General features: G+C 73.6%; 18 protein-coding genes. 11 read left to right on the top strand and 7 right to left on the bottom strand.

The features are described 5' to 3' along the window. Window positions 1-20: 20 nt before the first annotated feature. Entirely contained in the window at window positions 21-1,931 is a 1,911-nt protein-coding gene (locus WMF33_RS07935; protein ID WP_437336570.1) for a protein kinase domain-containing protein, read from the bottom strand. 230 nt (window positions 1,932-2,161) lie between these two features. Here WMF33_RS07935 and WMF33_RS07930 point away from each other — a divergent pair, with 230 nt between their 5' ends. Next, window positions 2,162-3,895: an ABC transporter permease gene (locus WMF33_RS07930; RefSeq protein WP_437336569.1), complete on the top strand. Its 1,734-nt coding sequence runs from the start codon at window positions 2,162-2,164 to the stop codon at window positions 3,893-3,895. 65 nt (window positions 3,896-3,960) lie between these two features. Here WMF33_RS07930 and WMF33_RS07925 read toward each other — a convergent pair whose 3' ends face one another. The 5 genes from WMF33_RS07925 to WMF33_RS07905 form a co-directional block, all read right to left on the bottom strand. Further along, window positions 3,961-5,112 carry a hypothetical protein gene (locus tag WMF33_RS07925; protein ID WP_437336568.1) on the bottom strand — a complete coding sequence of 384 codons (1,152 nt, stop codon included), beginning with the start codon at window positions 5,110-5,112 and terminating at the stop codon, window positions 3,961-3,963. Window positions 5,113-5,164: 52 nt separating this feature from the next. Next, window positions 5,165-7,072 (bottom strand): 4Fe-4S binding protein, encoded by a 1,908-nt coding sequence (locus tag WMF33_RS07920; RefSeq protein ID WP_437336567.1) that lies wholly within the window; start codon window positions 7,070-7,072, stop codon window positions 5,165-5,167. 4 nt (window positions 7,073-7,076) lie between these two features. Continuing rightward, window positions 7,077-8,069, bottom strand: a complete 993-nt coding sequence (locus WMF33_RS07915; RefSeq protein WP_437336566.1) for a DUF362 domain-containing protein — start codon at window positions 8,067-8,069, stop codon at window positions 7,077-7,079. Window positions 8,070-8,171: 102 nt separating this feature from the next. Further along, on the bottom strand, window positions 8,172-9,974 hold the full coding sequence (locus WMF33_RS07910; protein WP_437336565.1) for a protein kinase domain-containing protein: 1,803 nt from the start codon (window positions 9,972-9,974) through the stop codon (window positions 8,172-8,174). A gap of 212 nt (window positions 9,975-10,186) precedes the next feature. Beyond that, window positions 10,187-11,065 carry a hypothetical protein gene (locus WMF33_RS07905; protein WP_437336564.1) on the bottom strand — a complete coding sequence of 293 codons (879 nt, stop codon included), beginning with the start codon at window positions 11,063-11,065 and terminating at the stop codon, window positions 10,187-10,189. A gap of 815 nt (window positions 11,066-11,880) precedes the next feature. Between WMF33_RS07905 and WMF33_RS07900 the strand changes: the two genes are divergently transcribed. The 10 genes from WMF33_RS07900 (at window position 11,881) to WMF33_RS07855 (ending at window position 19,336) form a co-directional block, all read left to right on the top strand. Then, window positions 11,881-12,237 carry a DUF4398 domain-containing protein gene (locus WMF33_RS07900; protein ID WP_437336563.1) on the top strand — a complete coding sequence of 119 codons (357 nt, stop codon included), beginning with the start codon at window positions 11,881-11,883 and terminating at the stop codon, window positions 12,235-12,237. Window positions 12,238-12,245: 8 nt separating this feature from the next. Continuing rightward, window positions 12,246-12,722: a hypothetical protein gene (locus tag WMF33_RS07895; RefSeq protein ID WP_437336562.1), complete on the top strand. Its 477-nt coding sequence runs from the start codon at window positions 12,246-12,248 to the stop codon at window positions 12,720-12,722. Window positions 12,723-12,935: 213 nt separating this feature from the next. Next, window positions 12,936-13,370, top strand: a complete 435-nt coding sequence (locus WMF33_RS07890; RefSeq protein ID WP_437336561.1) for a universal stress protein — start codon at window positions 12,936-12,938, stop codon at window positions 13,368-13,370. A gap of 135 nt (window positions 13,371-13,505) precedes the next feature. Continuing rightward, complete coding sequence (locus WMF33_RS07885; protein ID WP_437336560.1) at window positions 13,506-14,081, top strand: CDP-alcohol phosphatidyltransferase family protein; 576 nt, start codon at window positions 13,506-13,508, stop codon at window positions 14,079-14,081. Window positions 14,082-14,234: 153 nt separating this feature from the next. Continuing rightward, window positions 14,235-15,191 (top strand): DUF4349 domain-containing protein, encoded by a 957-nt coding sequence (locus tag WMF33_RS07880; RefSeq protein ID WP_437336559.1) that lies wholly within the window; start codon window positions 14,235-14,237, stop codon window positions 15,189-15,191. A gap of 14 nt (window positions 15,192-15,205) precedes the next feature. Next, window positions 15,206-15,688, top strand: coding sequence for a serine/threonine protein kinase (locus WMF33_RS07875; protein WP_437336558.1), 483 nt, complete (start codon window positions 15,206-15,208; stop codon window positions 15,686-15,688). Window positions 15,689-15,777: 89 nt separating this feature from the next. Further along, complete coding sequence (locus WMF33_RS07870) at window positions 15,778-16,563, top strand: hypothetical protein (RefSeq protein WP_437336557.1); 786 nt, start codon at window positions 15,778-15,780, stop codon at window positions 16,561-16,563. Next, window positions 16,560-17,933, top strand: a complete 1,374-nt coding sequence (locus tag WMF33_RS07865; RefSeq protein ID WP_437336556.1) for a hypothetical protein — start codon at window positions 16,560-16,562, stop codon at window positions 17,931-17,933. The genes WMF33_RS07870 and WMF33_RS07865 overlap by 4 nt, the downstream gene beginning before the upstream one ends. 98 nt (window positions 17,934-18,031) lie before the next feature. Further along, on the top strand, window positions 18,032-18,868 hold the full coding sequence (locus WMF33_RS07860; protein WP_437336555.1) for a hypothetical protein: 837 nt from the start codon (window positions 18,032-18,034) through the stop codon (window positions 18,866-18,868). A 201-nt stretch (window positions 18,869-19,069) separates the two neighbouring features. Continuing rightward, the gene (locus WMF33_RS07855) at window positions 19,070-19,336 is read left to right on the top strand and encodes a NifU family protein (RefSeq protein WP_020733528.1); all 267 of its coding nucleotides are present in this window, start codon (window positions 19,070-19,072) and stop codon (window positions 19,334-19,336) included. Window positions 19,337-19,575: 239 nt separating this feature from the next. On the opposite strand, the gene WMF33_RS07850 is transcribed toward WMF33_RS07855, so the two are convergent. Then, a complete protein-coding gene (locus WMF33_RS07850) occupies window positions 19,576-20,427 on the bottom strand; it encodes a hypothetical protein (protein ID WP_437336554.1) in 852 nt (283 codons plus the stop codon). Between the last annotated feature and the right edge of the window lie 162 nt (window positions 20,428-20,589).

Raw genomic sequence — 20,589 nt, 5'->3', positions numbered from 1 at the left:
GGCCCGCGCCGCGCGGCCGCTCACTTCTTCTGGTTCTGGTTCGCCCAGGGGTCCCGGACGTCCGAGCCCTTGGGCGGCTTGGCCGTCGTCTGCGGCGGCGGGCGCGGCGTCCCACCGGGCCTCACCTTCGGCACGCCCTTCTCGTCGACCTCGACGAGCTTCACGAGCTTGCTCTGCTCCGTCCCATCGAGCACGACCGTGCTGGGGTGGTACCCCTCGGCGCGGATGTCGATCGTGACCGTCTGCCCCTGCTCCACGTCGATGCTCGCGGGCAGCCTCAGCTCCACGCCGTTGCGGTAGCCGACCGCCGTCTCCGGCACGGCGGCCAGCGCGACCACCGTCTTCTGGACGGCGGGCGGCGGCGCGGGGGCCGGCCTGACCGCCGGCGCCTCGACCGGCGGCTTCTGCGCCTTCGGGGCGGTGTCCCGCGCGGACCCGCTCGCGCCGATGACGAAGATGGCGGTCACGATCCCCACCGCGGCCGCCGCGCCGGCGACCCACACGTAGCGCGGCCACGGCGAGCGCGGCGGCGACGGCGGCGTCGCCGGGACGATCACCTTCGACGTCTTGAAGTAGTCGTGCGGCACGTTGAAGCCGCCCGAGCGCGCCATCATCTCCGCGACCGCGCCGGGCACGCCCCCGCTCCGCACGCGCTCCAGGTCGTCGTGGAGATCGCTCATCGACTGGTAGCGCGACTCCGGCTTCTTGGAGAGGCACTTCAGGATCACCGCCTCGAGCCCAGGCGGGCAGTCCGGGCCGCCGACGAGCGCGCGGATGGGGACCGGCGCCTTGTACATGTGCTGCGTCAGGATCCCCATGAAGTTGTCGGCGTTGAACGGCAGCTGCCGGCTCACGAGCTCGTAGAGCATCACGCCGAGCGAGTAGATGTCGGTCCGGTGATCGATCGGCGCGCCGGCGGCCTGCTCGGGCGACATGTAGTGCGGCGTCCCGAACACCGCCCCGGCGCGCGTCAGCTTGGTCGTCGTGCTCGTCGACACCTTCGCGATCCCGAAGTCGAGGATCTTCACGAAGTTCGGATCGCTGCCGCGCGGCACCACGAACACGTTGTCCGGCTTGAGATCGCGGTGGATGATGCCCGCGTCGTGCGCGGCGGCGAGGCCCGCGGACAGCTGCAGCGCGATGTGGCAGATGCGGTCCATCGGCAGCTCGTTCGGCGAGTCGATGAGCTGCGCCAGGCTCACGCCCTCCAGGTACTCCATGACGAAATACGTGGAGCCGTCCGGCAGGTCGCCGAAGTCGGAGATGTCGACGATGTGCGGGTTGCCGATGCTCGACGCGGCGCGGGCCTCCTGCACGAAGCGCTCGAAGATCTCGCGGTCCCGCGCGAGCTCGGCGCGGAGCACCTTCACGGCGACGCGCTTGTCGATGACCTTGTGGCGGGCGAGGTACACGAACCCCATCCCGCCCTCGCCGAGCAGCCGCTCGATCTTGTACCGGTGATCGAAGGTCGTCCCGATGTACGGATCCTTCGCGCCGGGCGGCCGCCGCTCGCGCGGCTCGACCTCGTCCGGCGGCGGGATCTCCAGGGAGGGCTCCGCCTCGCTGATCGGGGCCGCGCTCGTCCTGCCGCTCATCTCGTCCGCGTCCGGCTCGCTCTGCCGTCCGAGCCGCGGGGTCTTCTGGCGCAGCGGCGGCGGCGCGCGGAAGCTCGGCGGCATCTCGCTGTCCGGCCCCTCGACCCAGCCCGACCTGGAGGGCCTCGACGAGGGCCGGAGCTCGACGTCCACGGGCACGTCGTCGCCCGCGCCCTCGGGCTCCACGGCGGGCGCGAACGCGGTGCCGACCCCGGACGAGCGAGCGCCGCCAGCCGCGCCGGTGGGGCGCGACGCCGGTGCCTCATCGAGCGCGCCTGCCTCTTCCTCGAAGACTCTGCTGCGCGCGGTGTGGTGCTCGTTTTTGGTGGCGCTCATGAAAGGCTCGCGGGCAGAGGTGCACGCCACATGCCGGCATCAGCGGCAGGGTCGGATCCTAGCAGGTGTTCGGTCCGGGAAGCGAGGCCCAGCGGACGTCGCCCGCGAAAGCCGGCGCGGCCGATGACGCCGGGGCGCGGCCGCCGCGTCGGGGCACAGCGCCGCTCTGCCCTCTGCGGCGCAGCGGGCACCGTGCCGCGCGCGCCGCGTTCTGCTAGGAGGGCTGCGCGATGAGCTACCCCCTCAAGGTCGCGCTCTACTCGGCCTGGATTGCCCTTAATGTCGTCGTTCTTCTGGTTCTCGCCGCGCTGATCTACGATATCGCGACGCAGCGCTACACCATCCGGGTCGCGCTGCAGTACCTCGGCTCCAAGAAGCGGGCGTTCGTTTCGGTCGGCACCACGTTCGCGATCCTCGGGGTCGCGCTCGGTGTCGCGGCGCTCGCGACCGTGATCAGCGTGACCGGCGGCTTCCGGACGGAGTTCCGCGACAAGGTCCTCGGGGTCAACGCTCACGTCCTGGTGATCAAGTATTCCACGGATTTTCGGGAATACAGATCGGTCATGGATCAGGTCGCCAAGGTGCCGGGCGTCATCGGCGCGGCGCCCTTCAGCATCAACCCCATGATGCTGACGCACGGCGACGCGACCGCGACCAACGTGCTCGTGAAGGGGGTTGACCCGGCCAGGAGCCTGGGTGTGGGCGCCGACGGCGCCGCCGCGCCCGTGCTCGATCTGCCTCGGTACGTCCTCCCGGGCGGCGATCTCAGCGGGTTGCGGCGCCCCGGGGCGAAGCCCGCCGAGCGCGCGCCGCCGCCGTCGCCGTCCTTGCCCGACGTTCCTCTCCTGGACAAGGGCGCCCGCGGCGCGCTCGAGCCCGACGCGGGCGAGTTCGATCTGCTGAAGGCGTACGAGGAGCGCATCCTGGAGGACGAGCGCAAGGCGGCCGCGCGGGACGCCGGCGCCGAGCCTGCGCCCCCGCCGGCCGAGCTCGACGCCCCCGAGGGTGCTGGCGCCGAGGAGGCCGAGCTCGCGATCGCCGAGGGGGCCCCCCAGGGGGCGATCGAGCCGGAGGGCGGGTACGGCAGCAAGCTGCCCGAGGACGACGAGCTGCCGCCCGAGGTCGATCCGGATCCCTGCGCGGACAAGGAGAAGGTCGCCAAGCTGCCGGGCATCGTCATCGGCGCCGGGCTGGCGAAGAACCTGTCCCTCGAGATCGGCGAGTGCGTCACCGTCACCTCGCCGACCATCGGCTTCTCGTTCTCGGACGGCGCCATCAAGCCGCCGGTCGCCAAGCAGTTCCGGGTCATCGCGCTCTTCGAGGCGGGCTTCGAGCAGTACGACACCAAGCTCGCGTACGCCGATCTCTACGAGACGCAGGCGTTTTACGATCACGGCGACACGGTGACCGGCGTCGAGATGAAGGTCGATGACATCGACAACGCCAGCAACATCGCGCGCGAGATCACGAACCTCCTCAGCAACGGGCTTTACTACACGATGGACTGGGAGGAGCTGAACCACGGGCTCTTCACCGCGCTGGTCGTCCAGCAGCTGCTCATGAGCGTCGTGCTGGGGCTCATCATCGTGGTCGCCGCGTTCACGGTGATCGCGACGCTGATCATGGTCGTGCTCGACAAGAAGAAGGAGATCGCGGTCCTCAAGGCGATGGGCTCGACGGACTCCGAGATCCTCCGCATCTTCCTCTACCAGGGCGGGATCATCGGCCTCGCCGGCACCACGCTGGGGCTCCTGCTCGGCGTGGCGGTGTGCAAGGGGCTCCTGGTCTACGGCTTTCCGCTCGACCCGAAGGTCTACTTCATCTCCCGCCTCCCCGTGCACGCGACCCCGCAGGCGTTCGCCATCACGGGCGACGTCGCCATCCTCATCTGCCTCCTGGCCACCGTCGCGCCGAGCCTGTACGCCGGGCGCCTGCGCCCCGCCGAGGGCTTCCGCGCGCAGTGATCTCCCCCGCCTGACCCGGGCTCCCCGGCCCTCTCCCGAGGGCCGGGCACCTCGCCGAGGCCTCCTTACCGCCGCGAGGCCGCGTAGAGCCGCTGCCGCCGGTCGACCATGTCCAGGTCGGACGCGACGTAGAGCGTGCACTCATCGGGCGAGAGCGACGGCGTCATGACGGCGATCTCCGGCTTGAGGCTCGCCAGCAGCATCTTGGCCTTCTCCCCGGGCACGGGCAGCCCGTCGGCCCCGAGCCTCACATAGAAGCTCCGCAGCACCGACGCCTGCGCGCAGTCGCCCCGCGCGCTGTACGGGGCCTGGAAGAAGAGCAAGCTCCCGTCGGGCGTGGCCCACGGCGCGAGGTCGTCGCCCTGCGCCGGGCAGTCGCCGGGCAGGACGATGTGGAGCTCCCGCGCCTCCGCGTCGGTGGCGAGCATCGTGAGGAGCCGGCTCGTGATCTGCCCGCCCTCCTGGTGCTTGTTCATGAACCAGTACCGGTAGGGCCAGACGCCGTGGGCCACCGCCACCGAGTGGCTCCCCCCGTCCAGGTTGAGCGCCTCGAGCGTCGTCGCCTGGCTCGCCTCGAGCCGGTCCGCGACGAACACCAGCGGCAGGCTGCCCGGCCCCGCGAGGAGGCGATCGAAGAGCAGCGAGCCCTCGGGGAAGTCCGTGCTCGGCGAGCGCGCGTCGACCGGCAGGAGGAGCGGGCCCGACTCCGACTGCGGCGAGTTGACCGCGTCGCTCGCGACCACCTCGCCCGCCGTCCAGGGCCGCCCCGTCGCCGTGGCGATCTGCGCGTCGCTCGACCCGAACGTGGCCACGTAGACGAGCCGCTGCGTCGCCGCGCCATCGCCCTCGCCGGGCTCCTCGCGCACGCGCGGGAACGCGGGCTTCGCCCCGTCGACCTCGATCGCCGTCGGCGCGCCGAACGACAGCGCGCCGACGCGGTCGGCGCAGCGCACGCACGTGTCGCTGGCCGTGCAGAACTCCCCGGCCTTGCACGCCGCGCACCCGCCCTCGCCGCCTCCTCCCGCCGAGGAGGACGACGACGTCGCGGCCCCGCCCCCGCCCCCGTCGCCGCCGCCTCCGCCACCGCCGCCTCCGCCGCTCCCCGAGCTCGACGACGACGCGGCCGGCGCCTCGGCCGCCGTGAACGGCTCGCCGCAGCCGGGCGCGCCCCACAGCGCGGCCAGCGAGAAGATCCCGAACAAGCGAAGCGTGCGCACCCGAGCTGCCTCCTGCCGTGTTCCCGCCGCGCGGAGCAGGCGCGCGCCCGGGTCAAGATGCCTTGTTGTAATCCGTGTCCTCAAGGAGGATGACGTTCGTCTTCGACCGGGTCTCGCCGACGCTGGTGACGTAGACCGCGGGCTTGTCCTGCACCGGGCAGACCTTCTCGCACGCGCCGCAGCCGATGCAGAGCGACGGATCGACGTGCGGGCGCTGCACGTGGACCATCTTCATCGGCGGCTCCTTGCCGTGCTCCGCGGGCACGGGCTCGCGCTTCGGGATGTCGACCTCCTCGACCCAGATCGCCTTGGGCGACGTCGGGCAGAACTCCTCGCACACGATGCACGGCACGCTCATCGACCACGGCAGGCAGCGCCCCTGGTCGTAGAACGCCGTGCCGATCGAGATCGGCTTCTGGCCGATCCCCATCTTCTGCTCCTCGGTGATCTTCTGGATCGCGCCGGTCGGGCACACGTCGCCGCAGAGGACGCACGAGTGCTCGCAGTACCCGATGCGCGGGATGACGATCGGCGTCCAGATCCCCTCGATCCCCGCCTCGAAGAACGCGGGGTGGATCGCGTTGTTCGGGCAGACCTTCATGCACTCGGCGCACCGGATGCAGCGCTCCAGGAACTCGCGCTCCTCGACCGAGCCCGGCGGCCGGATGACGCGGTGGTCGTAGTTCGCGTCGAGCACGTCGGCGATGCGCGCCGTCGGGATGATCACCGCGCCGGCGGCGGCGGTGGCGAGGGCGGTGCGGCGGCCCGTGTCGGGCGTCACGAGGGCGCTCTTCCGGTTCGGCAGGAAGCGGAACTTGATGACGTCCTCGGGGCAGGCGTTCTCGCAGTTGAGGCACATGTGGCACTCGTCCTGCCGCCACTTCACCCCGCCCTGGGGCGAGTCGGCGCCCTGGCAGTGCACGAGGCACAGGTTGCAGTCGGTGCACTTCGCGTGATCCTTCTGCATCCCGAAGAGCGCGAAGCGGGCGAACACCCCGAGGAAGGCGCCGAGCGGGCAGAGCACGCGGCACCAGAAGCGCGGGATGAAGCGGTTCATGAACAGGATCGCGACGAACAGGATCCCGACGAACCACGCCTGGTGGAAGTAGAACTGCTTCGTCTGCCACACGCTCGCGGCCAGGAAGTCCTGCGCCTGGTCCGCGGCGACCTGCACCTGCCGGCTCCCGGTCGCGGCCGCGGAGCCGGTCACCACGGCGACGACGTACTGCGCCGCCGGGATGACCGCGAGGCCGATGGCCCGGACGGCCACGCAGATCGGATCGAACAGGCCGCCGATCACGCTGCCGGCCGCGCTCGCCGCGAGGAACGCGTACATCAGGTAGTACTTCACCCGCTGCCGCGTGTACGTCTTGTTCGCCTCGACGCGCTTGCCGCCCTTGCCGTAGCGCGACGGGAAGATCCACCCGAAGAAGTGGTGGAGCGTGCCGAACGGGCAGATCCAGCCGCAGAACACGCGCCCGAAGACGAGCGTCAGCGCGAGGATCCCGAGCGACCAGAGCAGGCCGCGGTAGACGGTGTGCGTCGAGAGCAGGGTCATCGCGCCGACGAACGGGTCGGCGAGGAGGAACCCCTCGACGGGCAGCGGCAGGCGGACGCGCGCCTCGGACGAGGCGAACGAGCCGCGGAAGCCGGTCTGGAACAGGAAGTAGAGGAACAGCCCGAGGCAGCCCGCCTGCACGGCGCGGCGCACCCAGACGAGCACCTGGATCGCCTTGCGCGCCGGCAGCCCCGAGCCGGGCCGCCGCTTCGCGCCCGGCCGGACGATCGCGCGCGCCTTGCGCAGCAGCGCGGTCCAGGGAGCGACGCGCGCGGGCGCACCGGGCACCGTCGCGCCTGGCGCCGTCGCGCCGTGGGGGATCGCCTTCGCGGGCGCCGCGGGCGCCGTGGCCGCCGAGGGACGGTGCGCCGGCCCGGCCGGCGTCGGATCGGAGTCTGCCATGATACTACACCTCGGCGAGCCGCAGGTTCTGCCAGTGCATCGTGCCCAGGCCGCGCTCGTGGCCCATCTTGAGGTACGGGATCTCCTCGGGCTTGCGGCCGATGAGCTGGCACCCGTACGCGTCGGCGGCGACCTGGTCGGTCGTCGCGATCACGGTGTGCATGTCCTTCGCGTCGGCGACGTTCCCGCCCTGCGGCCCGTTGCGCATGAGGACGCGGACGGCGTCCACGATCGTGAGCGTCGGCTGGATGAACGTCGCGAGGTCGGCGATCGACACGTCGATGTTCTGGTGGAGGCGGTTGCGCCGGCCGCCGAGCGCCCCGTACCAGTTCTTCATCGCCGCGGTGTACTTCGACAGGTTGTGGTGCTTCGCGATCGGGACGTTGATGACCTTGTCCGCGTTGACGAGCGGCGTGTAGACGGGCCAGTCGTCGAGCACCTCGCCCTTCAGGCGCATGCCGCGGAAGCGGTGCGCGGCGGGGATGACGACCTCGGCGCCGACGTCGTACGCGGCCTTCCAGATGCCGGAGCGCTGGAAGCAGCGGTTCGGCTCGTTGCACGAGGCGTCGGTCACGATGACGCTCTTGGCGCCGGCGTCGTAGGCGAGGCGCACCACCTCGGCCACGACCTTGGGGTTCGTGTTGGCGGCGTGGATGGGCGTGCGGTCCCACCCGATGTTGGGCTTCACGACCACGACGTCGCCGCGCGAGATGAAGCGGCGCATCCCGCCGAGCGCGTCGACCGCCTTGCGGACCAGGGCGGCGGGGTCCGGCGCGCCCGCGGCGAGCGCCTCGGCGCCGGCGCGGGCGACGACGAGCTGGGGCACCCCGTCGGGCGCGTCGCGGAGCCGGTAGTCCCGCGTCTGCTGGCGCTCGGCGGCGGCGACGGCGGTGCCGCCGCGGTCCCACCGGGCCGCCGCGACCCCTCCAGCGCCCCCGAGGACGAGGCCCGCCGCGCCCAGCCGACGCAGCATTTCACGTCGAGAGATGTCACCCATGGCCCTCGCCTTCCCTGGCCTTACGGATAGCCTCCCCGGGCGGCTGCCACAAGCAGAGGCGGCCTGGCGGCGACGACGTGGGCCGCCTTCCAGCGCCGGCGATCAGGGAGGAGCGGCGGTGGACGGCGGCGAGGCCGCCGGGGCCGCCGTCGCGCCCGCCGCGGGGGACGCGCCCCCCGCGGGGGACGCGCCCGCCGCGGGGGGCGCGCCCGCGCTCGCCGGCGGCGGCGGCAGCTGCGGCAGCGCGCCGCTCGCGGCGGGCGCGGCCGGCTTCCCCGGCGAGGGCGGCGCGTCGTAGGGATCGGCGGCCTCGGCCCTCAGGCGGTCGCGCTCGGCGGCGCAGCTCGCGCGCTCCGCGTCGCAGGCGGCGCGCAGCTGCGTCGCGGCGGCGAGCTCGGCGGCGCGCTGCTCGGCGAGCGCCTTGGCCTCGTCGCGCTCGGCGGTCATCGCCGCGCGCGCCTTCTCGGCCTCGGCGAGCCGCTCGCGGTCCGCCATGGCGGCCTTCTGCGCGGCGGCGGCGTCGTCCTCGCAGGCCTTGAGGCGCGCCGCCTGGGTCGCGTGCAGCGACTGGATCTGGCGGGCGTGCTCCGCCTCGGTCATCGAGCCGCTCTTCTGGAGGGTGGCGAGCGTCTCGTTGAACTCCGCGCGATCCTGCTCGCGGCCGGTGCGGCACGCGTTCTTCTCCGCCTCTGCGATCTGGTGGGAGGCGACGCAGGTGTCGAGCTTGTCGAACGACTCGGCGCCCTTCTGGCGGGCGTGCTCGAGCTCGTTGGCGAGCCGCAGGGTCTCGCGCTTCGAGAAGCCGAGCAGCACGACCGCGCAGCCGACGAGGGTCATCGCGCCGGCCGCGATGCGCACGCGCAGGTAGGAGGTCTTCTGCTTGATCCGCAGCCGCTCGGCCTCGCGCTCGGCCTCTCGCTCCGGCTCGAGCAGCACGTCGAGCTCCTCGGCGAGCTGGGTCATCGACGGGCGCTCGTTCGGGTCGATCGCGAGCCACCGCCGGAGCGCGTCCTGGAACATCTGGCGCGGGCGCCCGGTGAGGTCGGGCAGCGCGTTGTCGGCGAGCGGTTTGTCGGCGCGGACGTCGTGGGACGCGGCGAGCTCGGTGCGGGTCTGCGCGGACTCGCCCGGGAAGTCCCGCGGGTTGACGAGCGAGTAGAGGAGGGTCGTGGCGAGCCCGTACGTGTCCATCTTCTCGCTGAGCGGCACGACGCCGGGGAAGCCGTTCAGCGCGCGGATCTGCTCGGGCGAGGCGTAGAGCGCCGTGCCTGCGCAGAACGAGGCCTCGCGCTCCGCGGCCACGCCGAGGTCGAGCAGGATCGGGTGGACGCGGCCGGCGAACCTCGCGAGGAAGATGTTGTCGGGCTTCACGTCCTGGTGGCGGAGCCCTGCGGCGTGGAGCGCCTCGAGCCCGCGCGCGACGGCCAGGAAGATGTCGTGCGCCTCGCGCATGCCGAGCGGGCTGCGCTCGAGGCGCTGCGCGAGGGTCTCGCCCTCGTAGACGGGCATGGTGAGCCACACGTACTCGGCGTTCATGCCGTGGTCCTTCAGCTGGACGACGTGCGGGTGGCCGACGGTGGCGAGCATGACGAGCTCACGCTCCACGTTCCGCATCGCGTACAGCGAGCGGGGCATGAGCTTGAGGGCGACCTGGTGCTCGGGGACGTCGACGCGCTGGGCGACGTAGACCTTGCCGAACATGCCCTGCCCGAGGAGGCGCCCGAGGCGGTAGAGCCCGCCGACGATCTGGCCGACGTCGGGGAGGATCGAGGGGCCGCGGCTGCTGGTTCCGGGGTCGTCGGTGCCGCCGCGCGAGGTGGTGCGCACCAGGCTCGACGGGTCCGCCACCGTGACGGCGAACGCATGGACCATCGTGGTGCGGAGGCTCGGATCGGCGGGCGGCACGGCGGTTGCCAGGGTAGCGGAAGCGGCGAGCGCAGAGAAAAAAGCCGGCAGGCGGGAGACGGCGGGCGCCGGGAGTTTATTCGCGGAACCTGGCGAAAACGGAAGGCCGCGCGTCGCCTCGCGCCACCTTCGCTCGCAGCGCACTCATGGCGAGAGCGTACTACACGGCCCGCGCCGGCGCAGGGGCTCCGCCCGCGGGAAGCACTGGCGGCTCAGCCGTCGAGGGGCGCGGCCGGCGCCGCCGGCGAGGGCGCTGCGGGCGGAGGCGCCGCGGGCGCCGGGCCCGGCTGGGCCTTGGACCGCCGGGCCGCGGCGCGCTTGCGGCGCTCGTAGGCGCTCGTCACCTCGCGCACGATCTCGGGCTGGCTCCGGAACACGAACCGCGCCGCGGACCGCACGAGGCCCATGCGCTCGATCAGCAGCGCCGCGAGCTTGTTGCGGAGCAGCAGGGCCTCCTGCGCTTGCCGGGAGATCGCCTCCGCCTGCGCCGGCAGGCTCCGCAGCTCGGCCGCCACGGCGCGCGCCTCGTCCAGGTACTCCGCCTTGAAGCCGCCGAGCCCGTCGAGCGCGTCGCGGTGCTTCTCCCCGAGCGTCGCGTAGTCGTGGAGCGCGCTCGCCAGCGCGTCCGCCGTGTCGGGATCCCCCGCGTGCGCCGCGTCGATCCGGGCGAGCATCTCGTCCCGCTCGTCCTCGACGCCGTCGTCGAAATAGAAGCTCAGCGTCGCCCAGATCTCTCCGAGCAGGAACTTCCCCCGCTCGCGCGGGCTCTTGTTCTTCTCGACGGTCAGGAGATAGCGCGTCTGCGCCTCCTGCGTCGCGCGCTGGAGCGAGAGGATCTCCTCCGCCGTCTTCGGCCCGAGGCGCGCCCCGTCGCCCTTCTTGCTGTCCTTCGGGACCGCCGACTCGAGGCCCAGGCGGGTCACCCGCTTCTGGGCGTCGACCTGGGTCTTCCAGTACTTCTCGAAGAACTTCGCCACGTCCACCGCCTCCCCGAGGAGCACGTGCAAGGGCACCGTGTTCGCCGGAAGCTCGGCGGCGTTCATCTGCTGCACGACGTCGGACCACCGCTCGATATCGCTCTTCTTCGTCATGTCGACCTCCCCTGGGCTGCGGCGCCGGCCATCCCGTCCGGCCCCGCCATCCCGGGCATCCATTCCGGAGAGCCCTGGCCGGGCTCCCCTCTTCTCAAGGACCTGAATCAAGGACCCGATCGCGTAACTCTCGATCTTTCTCGCCCCGCAAGCAGCCCAGGATGGAGTTCGAAGCGCGCGGGACGCGGGAGCTGCGCGACAGGGCGACGGAGATTCAAGCGCCGTGCCCGGGGGGCGCCGCGCCAGGGACACGCGAAGACGCGCCGGGGTGTCCCTGGCGACGCACCTCCTGTCCCTGGCGACCGGCTCCGTGTCCCTGGCGGCTCACCGCATGTCCCTGGCGACTGGCTCCGTGTCCCTGGCGAGGACGCTGCCTGTCGCGCTCGGTTCGGGCACTTGTCCCTGGCGGCGCGCGTCCTGTCCCTGACCATCCAGATCGTGTCCCTGGCACCTCGCGACGAGCAGCGCGCCGCGGTCGTCACCGCTCCGCTCGGATTGCCCTCCTGGAAGTTTACGGCGAGAGCTGTCGATTCCGGAGCGCCGCTCGCTGCGGGAGGTGCGCGTGTTCGAGCGCGGGACCGAAGGCCATCGTCGTCCGATGCGCAAGTACGCAATCCCTTGCGCAAGTGGCGAGACGCGCGACCACGAGGGCCAGCAGCATGGTGCCGCCAGCGCCACGCAGCGGAACGCCCCCACCGCAACGAGCAGCTCGCGCGCAGGGCGCTTACTGGCCTGTTCGATGCACTGCCGTGTCCCGGACGCGCGCCGGGAGCAACGGTTGCACTCGAGCGCTGCAAGATCGGGAATCCACGCAAATGCTCGCCAGAATCGCGCTCGTGATGGTGTCTCTGGAGCTCGCCGGGTGCGCCGCCATCCGCCCGCCGGCGCCGCCGCCCGAGCTCGCCCGCGCCGAGGCGACGATCCGCGGGGCAACGCAGGAGGGCGCGGGCGCGGACCGGCGCGCGGCCATGCACCTCGCGCTGGCGCGGAGCGAGCTCGCCCAGGCGAGGCGGCGGCTGTCGGTGGGCGACCTGGAAGCCGCCCGCTGGCTACTGCGGCGGGCCGCGGTCGACGCGGAGCTCTCGACGCTCATCGTGAGGGAGGCGGGGCTGCGCGACGCCGCGGGCCGCACGCTGGACCAGGCGAGCACGCTCGCCGAGGGGGCGCGGTAGGAGGCCGCATGCGCGCCGGAGCTCCGCTCGCGATGGCCCTCTCGCTCGCCGGCTGCGCGCGGGGCGCGGCCGGGCCCCCCCCCGAGCTCGCCACCGCGCGAGCCGCGGTCGTGCAGGCGCAGGACAACCCGCTCTCGCCGCTCGCGGTCGCCGAGCTGAAGCAGGCGGAGCAGGCGCTCGCGATCGCCGAGCGAGAGGCGCGCGAGCGCCCGCGCTCCGCCGCGGCGCGCGACGCCGCCTACGTCGCGCGGCGGCGGGCGCAGTGCTCGCTGCTCGCGTCGCTCGTGCGCGCGAACCAGAGCGCGCTCGCGCGGGCGCGGCAGACGCGGAAGACGTGGGAGACCCTCGAAGAGCTCCGCGCGCGAGGCGCGACCGGCGCGCCTGAGCCCGCGGCGCGCGATCTTCCCCCCGCTCCTTCCGACGACGTCGACCTCGAGCCCGACGTCGACCGCGCGCGCGCACGGCCCCAGCAACCCGCCCGGTGATCGCGGCCGCGGTCCCGCGCGGCGTCGCGCGCGGCGTACCGCCCCGGGCGTCAGCTCCCCCTCGGCGGAGCAGTTTCTCCTGGGACTGACCGGTTTTTGGATCCAAGATGCGCGCGGCACGCCTCCGCCGGCGGCGAAAGCGTCCCGGGGGCGGGCAGCGGTCGAAGGTCCACGATCGAAGGGACGCTCGGTCCCGCGTGCGAGGAGAGCGCGATGAAGGAAGGCGCGAACGTGATACTGGTCCCCGTCGACTTCGAGGCGGCGTCGATGAAGGCCGTCGAGCTCGCGAAGGACCTCGGCCAGAGGCTGGGGCAGAAGGTCGTGCTGCTGCACGTCTACCAGCTCCCGGTCTACACGTACCCCGGGCTGGAGCCGGCGCTGATGCCCGGGTTCCACGCCGAGGTGAGCGCCGCCGCGTCGCGCGCGGTCCAGCAGCTCTCGGCGCAGACCGGCGGGCTCGATACGGCGCTGCGCGAGGGCGATCCCGCGACCGAGATCCTGGCCGCCGCCGAGGAGCAGCGGGCGGCGATGATCGTCATGGGGACCCACGGCCGCCGGGGGATCTCGCACCTGTTCCTCGGCAGCGTCGCCCAGCAGGTGATCCGGAAGAGCAGCGTCCCCGTGCTCACCGTGCGCGTGCCCAGCTGATCGCGCCGCGCGCGTGCGTCTCCTCTAGGGCGGCCGGCGCTGCCGCCGGCCAGGGCGCGGCGGGCTCGATCGCGCTCGACGTGAGCAAGGACCACCCCCTTACGCGGCGCACCTGCGCCGCATGGAGCTCCTCGCATGTCGACCCTGTCTGCACGCGATCTCGCGCTCCCGCCGAACCTCATGAGCCTGGCCCGGCTGCCGCTCGCGGCGCTGTTCCCGATCGTGGCCACGCGCCCCGCGCTCGCCCTCGCCGTCCTCTGCTGCGCGGGGCTCACCGACGTGCTCGACGGCTGGCTGGCCCGCCGCTCCGGCCAGGTGACCCGTACGGGGGCGATCGTCGATCCGATCGCGGACAAGGTGTTCGCGCTCGCCGTGGTCGCCACGCTGCTCCAGAGCGGCGCGCTCCCGCTCTGGGGCATCCCGGCGCTGCTCGCCCGCGAGCTCCTCGAGCTGCCGCTCGCGCTCTGGATCGCGGTGAGCCGCCGCTTCCGCGGCGCGCGCCTCTCGACCGCGAGCGCCAACATCCCCGGCAAGCTCGCCACGGCGGTGCAGTTCGGGGCGGTCTTCACCGCAATCGCGCTCCCCGGGGCGCTGCCGGCGGCGCTCGCGGCGGCGGCGGGCGCGGGCGCGGCGGCGGGCATCTCGTACTGGGCGCGCCAGCTCCGGCGCGCTCCCGGAGCGGCGAAGGGCCCGCCGGAGGCGGGCGGCTAGCTCGCCGCGCCCCTCCTCGGCTGCCGGAGGTTTTGCCGCGCTGCCCGGCCCCCGGCGAGCGCGCGCGCCGCGGCGCGGGCGCCTCGGCATGGTGTAAGGTCGGCCGGGGCGGCGCGTTCTGCGCCTGTCACCGGCTCCACGCTCCGAGGAACCATGCGAAGAACGCTGCCCGCCTGGGCTCTCCTTGCCGTGCTCGCAGGCCCCGTCGCCTGCGCATCCAGCAGCTCCAAGGCGGGCGACGCCGCGAGCGCGTCGATGTACCCCGGGAGCGCCCCGATGTACGCGGCGACGCAGGCGCCGGCCCCGCCGCCGTCGGATCCGACCACGGGGAGGGAGATCTCCGCCGTGAGGATCAGCGAGGAGTCGGCGATCGACGTCGACACGTCGACGAGCTCGGTCGCGCTCGCCAAGGCGGCGCCGGCGCCGGCCCCCGGGCGGGCGGCGCCCGGCCCCGCGCAGCCCGCGGCGACAAGCAGGCCGGCGCCGACGAGCCCTGCGCCGCAGCCCGGCGCGGCGCCGGCCGCCGCCGGGCCGCAGGGCGCCCAGCAGGGGGCCGCCGAGGCGAGCGCGGCGCCCGCGCCCCTCCTCGTCTACACGGCGCAGGTCGCGATGGCGGTGTTCGAGGTGGGCGCGTCGCTCGGCAAGGTCGAGGAGCTCGCGCGGGACCTCGGCGGCTTCCTCGCCCGCCGCGACGACCGGGCGATCACCATCCGCGTCCCCGCCGCCAGGTTCGACGAGGCGCTGAAGCGCCTGGAGGGCCTCGGCGACGTCCTCCAGCGCAACGTGGTCGCGGAGGACGTCACCGAGGAGTTCCTCGATCTCGGGGTCCGCATCCGCAACGCGCGGGTCGTGCGCGACCGCCTGGAGAAGCTCCTCGAGAAGGCCGCGAAGGTCGAGGAGTCGATCCAGCTGGAGCGCGAGCTCGCGCGCGTCACGAGCGAGCTCGAGCGCCTCGAGGGGCGCCTCAAGTTCCTGCGCGACCGGGTCGCGTTCTCGACGCTCACCGTCTCGTTCCAGCCGCGCTCGACGGAGACCATCACCCCGTCGGGCCCGCGGCTCCCGATCGACTGGCTCAACGAGCTCGGCCTCTCGCGGCTCCTCAACCTGTGACCGGGGCGCTTCCGATGATCCACTCCCTCCGCCACGCCTTCGTCCTCATCGCCTCGCTCGCCGGCGCCGCGGCGCCGCTCGGCTGCGGCCGGCCCTTCGTGCCCGCGACCCCGCCGGGCTTCGTCGACCTCGGGGATCGCTACGGCGACGACGAGTACCGCGCGACCACCGCCGAGGGGCTGGTGCTCGGGGTCCGCGCCTTCGACAACGATCCGGAGGGCGACCTCGCGTTCTGGTCCCGCGTGGTCGAGAAGCGGCTGCGCGAGGGCGGCGGCTACGCGCTGCTCGGCAAGGCCGACGTGAAGAGCCGGAGCGGCCTGCCGGGCATCCAGCTGCGCTTCGGGCACGACGAGGGCAAGGAGGCGCACCTTTATTACCTCACCGTCTTCGTCGACGACGATCACGTCTTCCTCCACGAGGCAGGCGGCAAGAAGGATCTGGTCGAGCGCCACCAGCAGCAGATCGACTGGTCCATCCGCAATTTCCTGCCCGATTGATCCGCGCGCTGCCCGCGGCCGCCGCGCGGCGTTCTCGGCCGGCGGCCGCCGCGCTTGCTCGCGGAAGCCCTGTTTGCTACCTGGCGGACGTGCGTTCCCGCCCCATGCTCTGCGACGCGCGGCGGCGCCGGTCGAGCCAAGCGCTGCTCCTCGCCCTCGCGGCCTCGCTGGGCAGCGGCGAGGCCCTGGCGCATGGCGAAGGAGAGAGGCCGCTCGCCACGGTGCCCGCGCCGCCGCCCGGCGACGGCGCCAGGGCGGCGCAGATCCTCCGCGAGATCGAGGGGAGCGTCGCGACGGCGCCCCCGCCCGCCGCCCGCGACGAGGCCGACGGCGGCGGCAAGGCCGACGGCGGCGGCAAGGCCGACGGCGGCGGCAAGGCCGATGGAGGGCCCGCGAGGAACGCCGCGAAGGTCGTGGCCGAGCCGGTGGCGCAAGCGAAGCGGGCGCTCCAGCGCGCTCACGGCGCGCGCGCGGCGGGCGACGCGACGAACGCGCGGCGGCTCGACGCGGTGGCCCTCGAGTGGGCCGAGGCGGCGAGGGCGGTGCTGCGCGCCGCCGCGGTGGAGGCAGCGGCGGCAGAGGCGGCGAAGCAGGCGCGCGAGGTCGAGACGAAGCTCGAGCGGGCGCGCGCGCTGCTCGAAGAGACGCAGGCGCGCCGGGGCCGCGCCGCGGCGGAGCTCGAGCGGATCGAGGCCGAGGCGCGCGAGGCGACCAGGGCGGCGACCAACGTGGAAGCGCAGCGGATCGAAGCCGGCAAGAAGGCAGGTACCAGGGGGGCCACGCCGCAGGCGGAGCGGGCGCAGGGCGCCGGGGCCAAGGGCAGCCGGGACGCCGGCAAGGCGGCGGCGCCGGCCGGCAAGGAGGGCTCGCCGTGAGCGCGCGCCGCCTCGCAACCGTCGCCGTCGCGGGGGTGTTCCTCGCCGCGTGCGCGCCGATCCCGCGGCCCGCGGTGCTCGACGAGCTCGATCACGTCCGCGCCGGGGCGGCCGCCGCCGAGTCGAAGCGGTACGCGCCGGGCGCGTTCGCCCGGGCGGAGAAGCTCCGCGGCGACGCGCTCGCCGCGCTCGACGAGAAGGATCGCGCCGGGGCGCAGATCCTCGGCGAGCAGGCGGTCGCCGCGCACGCGCACGCGCACGCGATCTCGCGGGTGGCCCGGGCCGAGGCGGCCGAGGCCGAGGCGAAGGCGCAGCGCTCCGCCGGCGAGGCGTCCCTCGCGGGCCTCGAGGCGGAGCAGGCGCGCGTCGCGGCCGAGGTCGACGCGCTCGACATGCGGATCAAGGTCGCCCGCGACGCGCAGCCCGTGGTCCCCTCGGGCAAGGCCGACGCGGATCGCGAGAAGGCGCGCCTCGCCGCGGCGCGCTCGCTCGCGCTCCAGGCCCGGCTGCTGTGCGGCGCAGCGCGCCTCCTGACCGCGCCGGCGCCGGCGGGGAATCCGCAGCCCGACGGTACGCAGCCCAGTTCCGCGCAACCCGGCGCCGCGCAGCCCAGCGCCGCGCAGCCCGGCGCCGCGCAGCCCAGCGCCGCGCAGCCCGGCGCCGCGCAGCCCAGCGCCGCGCAGCCCAGCGCCGCGCAGCCCAGCGCCGCGCAGCCCGGCGCCGCGCAGCCCGGCGCCGCGCAGCCCGGAAGCGCCAGCCTTGCGGCGCAGCTCGACGAGGCGACCGCCGCGATCAAGAAGCTCGACGCGGATCTCGCGGAGGCGGGCGTCGCCGGCCGCGCCATCCCGGCGCCCATCGACCAGGCCTCCCGCGCGCGGGCAGGCTGCCTCGCCGCGCTGACCGCCGCCCGCCGCGCCGCCACGCCGGTGACCCGCGCGCCCGGCGCCGGCGACGCGCTGCTCGCAGAGCTCTCGGCCGCAGGCACCTGGTCGCCCGTCCGCGACGATCGCGGCGTCGTGGTCACGCTCCGGGGCCTGTTCGCCGGCAACGCCCTCACGAAGACCGGCGAGGCGCGCCTCCGCGACCTCTCGCGGGTCGTCGCCGCGCACCCCGCGTTCCCCGTGGCCGTGGTCGTGCACACGGACCGGGAGATCAGCGCCAGGGAAGAGCCCGCCTGGGCCGCGCGGGCCGATGCCGTCGTCCGCGCCCTCGACCCGGCGCAGGGCGCGAGCGCCGCTGCGGCCCCTCAGGCCCCGCGCATCGCGCCGTTCCTCGCGGGCTCCGCGGCCCCGGTCGTCGACCCGGGCGGCAGCGAGCGCGGCCGCAACGCCCGGGTCGAGATCGTGTTTGTAACCCCGGAAACCCTTTGAGGAGCGATGGTCCCGGCCGACGGAACTCCGCTCCCCGTGGAGAGTCGTTCTCGATGATGCGCTCTTCAACCCTCGCCCGAAGCGAAAACAAGCCCGTCGTGCTCACGTGTGCGCTGGTCGCCGCCCTCGCGAGCGCGTGTCAGGAGGACGGCAAGACGTCGCAGAAGCAGGCCGCGGAGCTCTGCGCCAAGCTCGCGCCGGTCGTGGCGGAGGACGTCGGCCAGGTGCGGACGGGCCTCCCCGCGGGCTCGCAGAAGCTCGCGGCGCTGATCGACACCGACCCGGGCGCGAACCTGCTCGGGCTCCAGCGGGCGATCGCGGGCGCGCGCGCCTCGGTGAAGGAGCTCGAGTTCGCGAAGAGCACCTTCTTCTCGTTCGCCGATCCGAGCGGCACGGTGCTGCGCAGCGAGGCGGATCCGGACATGCTCGCCAACCGCTCCGTCCTGGCCTCGTTCCCCGATCTCAGGAAGGTGCTGGCGCCGGGCAGCGGGCTGGTCGAGGCGTTCGGGGAGATGCAGGAGATGCGCGGCGTCCGGAACGGCCCCGATCTCCAGTGGGTCGCGGTGCATCCGGTCAAGGCGAGCGACGGCGAGCTCAAGGGCCTCTTCGTCACGGGCTGGTCGTTCCGCGCCTACGCGTACCGGCTGCAGGAGGCGGCCAAGCGCGACATCGCCGAGATCGCCAAGCGCGACGGCCTGAAGTCGACGCCGCTGCTCTACGTCTTCGCGTGGAAGGGCGCGAAGGCCTACGGCGGGCCGGTGACGCCCGATGTCAACACCGAGGCGCTCGAGAAGCTCGACCTGCCGTCGAAGACCGCCTCGGGCCCGTGGAGCGGGACGGTCGAGATCGCCGGGCGCACCTTCGGCGCCGCGGCGCAGCGCACGCCGGAGCTCGCCGCCGACGCGGGCGTCGCCGCGCTCGTCTCGACGCTGTAAGGGCGAGCGCCGGGCAATCGGTGAGGGCGAGCGCCGGGCAGGCTGTGGGGCCGAGCGCCGGGCGCGGGCCCTCCGGGCCGCGTCCAGGGCGCCCGGTGTGCCGGGGCCGGGGCGCCCGGTGCGCCGGGGCCGGGGCGATCTCCCGCGATCGAGCGCTGCCGTGCTAGGCTCGTAGCTGGCTCGCGCTGCGAGCTCACCCCCATGCCGGCTTCCATCGATCAGCTTCTCAAGGTCTGCCGCGAGGTCATCGCGCCGCTCGTCCGAGCCGACGGCGGTGAGCTCTACATCGTGGCGGTCGAGCCCGACCACCTGACGCTCCACCTGGCCGGCGCATGCTCGGGCTGCCCCGGGGCGATGCTCACCGCGCGCGCGGTGATCGAGCCGGCGGTGCTCGCGGTCGCGCCGTCCGCGCGGGTCGTCGTGACCAACGGCATGCGCGTCCCCGACGGCGCCTCCCTCATCTCGTAGGGCGGGCGCCCGCTTCGGATACGGGCCCATCTCGACGTTTTCGGTGCTCGGCGTACAGGAGTACGCCTGCGCGCCGAAAACGCCGAGCTGGGCCCGTCTCCTGTGCGGGCGACCGCCGCAAGCGTGGCTCTGGAGATGGGAGGGGGCGGAAGGAGGAGCCCGCAAGCGTGGCTCTGGAGATGGGAGGGGGCGGAAGGAGGAGCCCGCGGGAGGGGCTCCGAGGGGAGGTACGGGGACGGTTACTTCTTCTTGCCGGCCTTGTCGGTCGGAGGGGGGGCCGGGGGGGGCTCGTCCTTGCGGACGGCGGAGGCGACGGCGGGGTCGATGGCGTTCGCGTCGACGGGCTTGTTGGGACGGAGCGAATCGAGGCTGCTCAGCGTCACCAGGTCCTCGTAGGCGAAGGCGATCTCGCTCTCGCTGCGCTCGATCGCGCGGAAATGCGTGGCCGCGTCCTTCCAGTCGACCTCGGTGACGTAGCGGCCCTTGTCCGGCTCGGGCGGGGTCACGCGGCCAGGCACCCCGAACGCCGTCGCGAGCTTGATGACCGCCGACTGGTAGTCCTTGCCGCGCGGGTTGCCCTCGCCCAGCGCATGCTCATCGATGATCTTCCAGAGCTTGTCCTGGATGAAGAAGAAGTAGCGCTTCCCGCCGTCGGCGCGGGCCAGCGTCATCATCGATTCCTTGTTGAGGTAGGTGTACTCGCCCTTGAGCGGCGTCGCGTCGATGCCCGTCGGCAGCTTGCCGAAGTCGATGCGGCTGCGGCGGAACGCGCTCTTCTCCTCGGCGAGCTCGGCGTCGAGCGCCTTCATCTTCACGCCGGGCGACGTCGCCTTGTACCGCGGCACGTACGCCTCATCGAGCATCTTGTCGATCAACGCCGCGACCTGCTTGGTGCTCATCCCCCACGCGAGCCCGGCAGGGGTCAGCGCGATCGTCTTCTTCGTCGCCGGCGGCTCGGCAGGCCGGGCAGGGGCCGCGGCCGGCGCCCCGCTCTTCCCCTTCGGCTGGGCAGCCGCCACGGTCGTGCTCGTGATCGCCGCAAGGCCCAGCCCAACGGCCAACGCTGCTCCCAGGAGCCTCTTCGCTTTCATGTTCTTCCTCCAGCCGGCGCAGGCCCTGTCCCTGCGCGCTCTGCAATCGCAAAAGTTAGGAACCCAGCCCGGCAAGCCCGGGAACGCTAGCACCTGCGGTAGGACAGGAGAATAGGATCGCCGCCGACCGGGGCCGCCCGCTGACGTTGGACGGCGGCTCCG

Origin of the sequence: Sorangium sp. So ce394, from assembly GCF_051474665.1 — a bacterium.
Classification (GTDB): Bacteria; Myxococcota_A; Polyangia; order Polyangiales; family Polyangiaceae; genus Sorangium; species Sorangium cellulosum_D.
This window is presented reverse-complemented; position numbering and strand designations above follow the sequence as displayed.

Excerpts from the sequence above, each read along its gene's own strand:
- WMF33_RS07935 (WP_437336570.1), bottom strand. The coding sequence starts at position 1,931 with ATGAGCGCCACCAAAAACGAGCACCACACCGCGCGCAGCAGAGTCTTC.
- WMF33_RS07930 (WP_437336569.1), top strand. The coding sequence starts at position 2,162 with ATGAGCTACCCCCTCAAGGTCGCGCTCTACTCGGCCTGGATTGCCCTT.
- WMF33_RS07920 (WP_437336567.1), bottom strand. The coding sequence starts at position 7,072 with ATGGCAGACTCCGATCCGACGCCGGCCGGGCCGGCGCACCGTCCCTCG.
- WMF33_RS07915 (WP_437336566.1), bottom strand. The coding sequence starts at position 8,069 with ATGGGTGACATCTCTCGACGTGAAATGCTGCGTCGGCTGGGCGCGGCG.
- WMF33_RS07905 (WP_437336564.1), bottom strand. The coding sequence starts at position 11,065 with ATGACGAAGAAGAGCGATATCGAGCGGTGGTCCGACGTCGTGCAGCAG.
- WMF33_RS07900 (WP_437336563.1), top strand. The coding sequence starts at position 11,881 with ATGCTCGCCAGAATCGCGCTCGTGATGGTGTCTCTGGAGCTCGCCGGG.
- WMF33_RS07895 (WP_437336562.1), top strand. The coding sequence starts at position 12,246 with ATGCGCGCCGGAGCTCCGCTCGCGATGGCCCTCTCGCTCGCCGGCTGC.
- WMF33_RS07890 (WP_437336561.1), top strand. The coding sequence starts at position 12,936 with ATGAAGGAAGGCGCGAACGTGATACTGGTCCCCGTCGACTTCGAGGCG.
- WMF33_RS07885 (WP_437336560.1), top strand. The coding sequence starts at position 13,506 with ATGTCGACCCTGTCTGCACGCGATCTCGCGCTCCCGCCGAACCTCATG.
- WMF33_RS07880 (WP_437336559.1), top strand. The coding sequence starts at position 14,235 with ATGCGAAGAACGCTGCCCGCCTGGGCTCTCCTTGCCGTGCTCGCAGGC.
- WMF33_RS07875 (WP_437336558.1), top strand. The coding sequence starts at position 15,206 with ATGATCCACTCCCTCCGCCACGCCTTCGTCCTCATCGCCTCGCTCGCC.
- WMF33_RS07855 (WP_020733528.1), top strand. The coding sequence starts at position 19,070 with ATGCCGGCTTCCATCGATCAGCTTCTCAAGGTCTGCCGCGAGGTCATC.
- WMF33_RS07850 (WP_437336554.1), bottom strand. The coding sequence starts at position 20,427 with ATGAAAGCGAAGAGGCTCCTGGGAGCAGCGTTGGCCGTTGGGCTGGGC.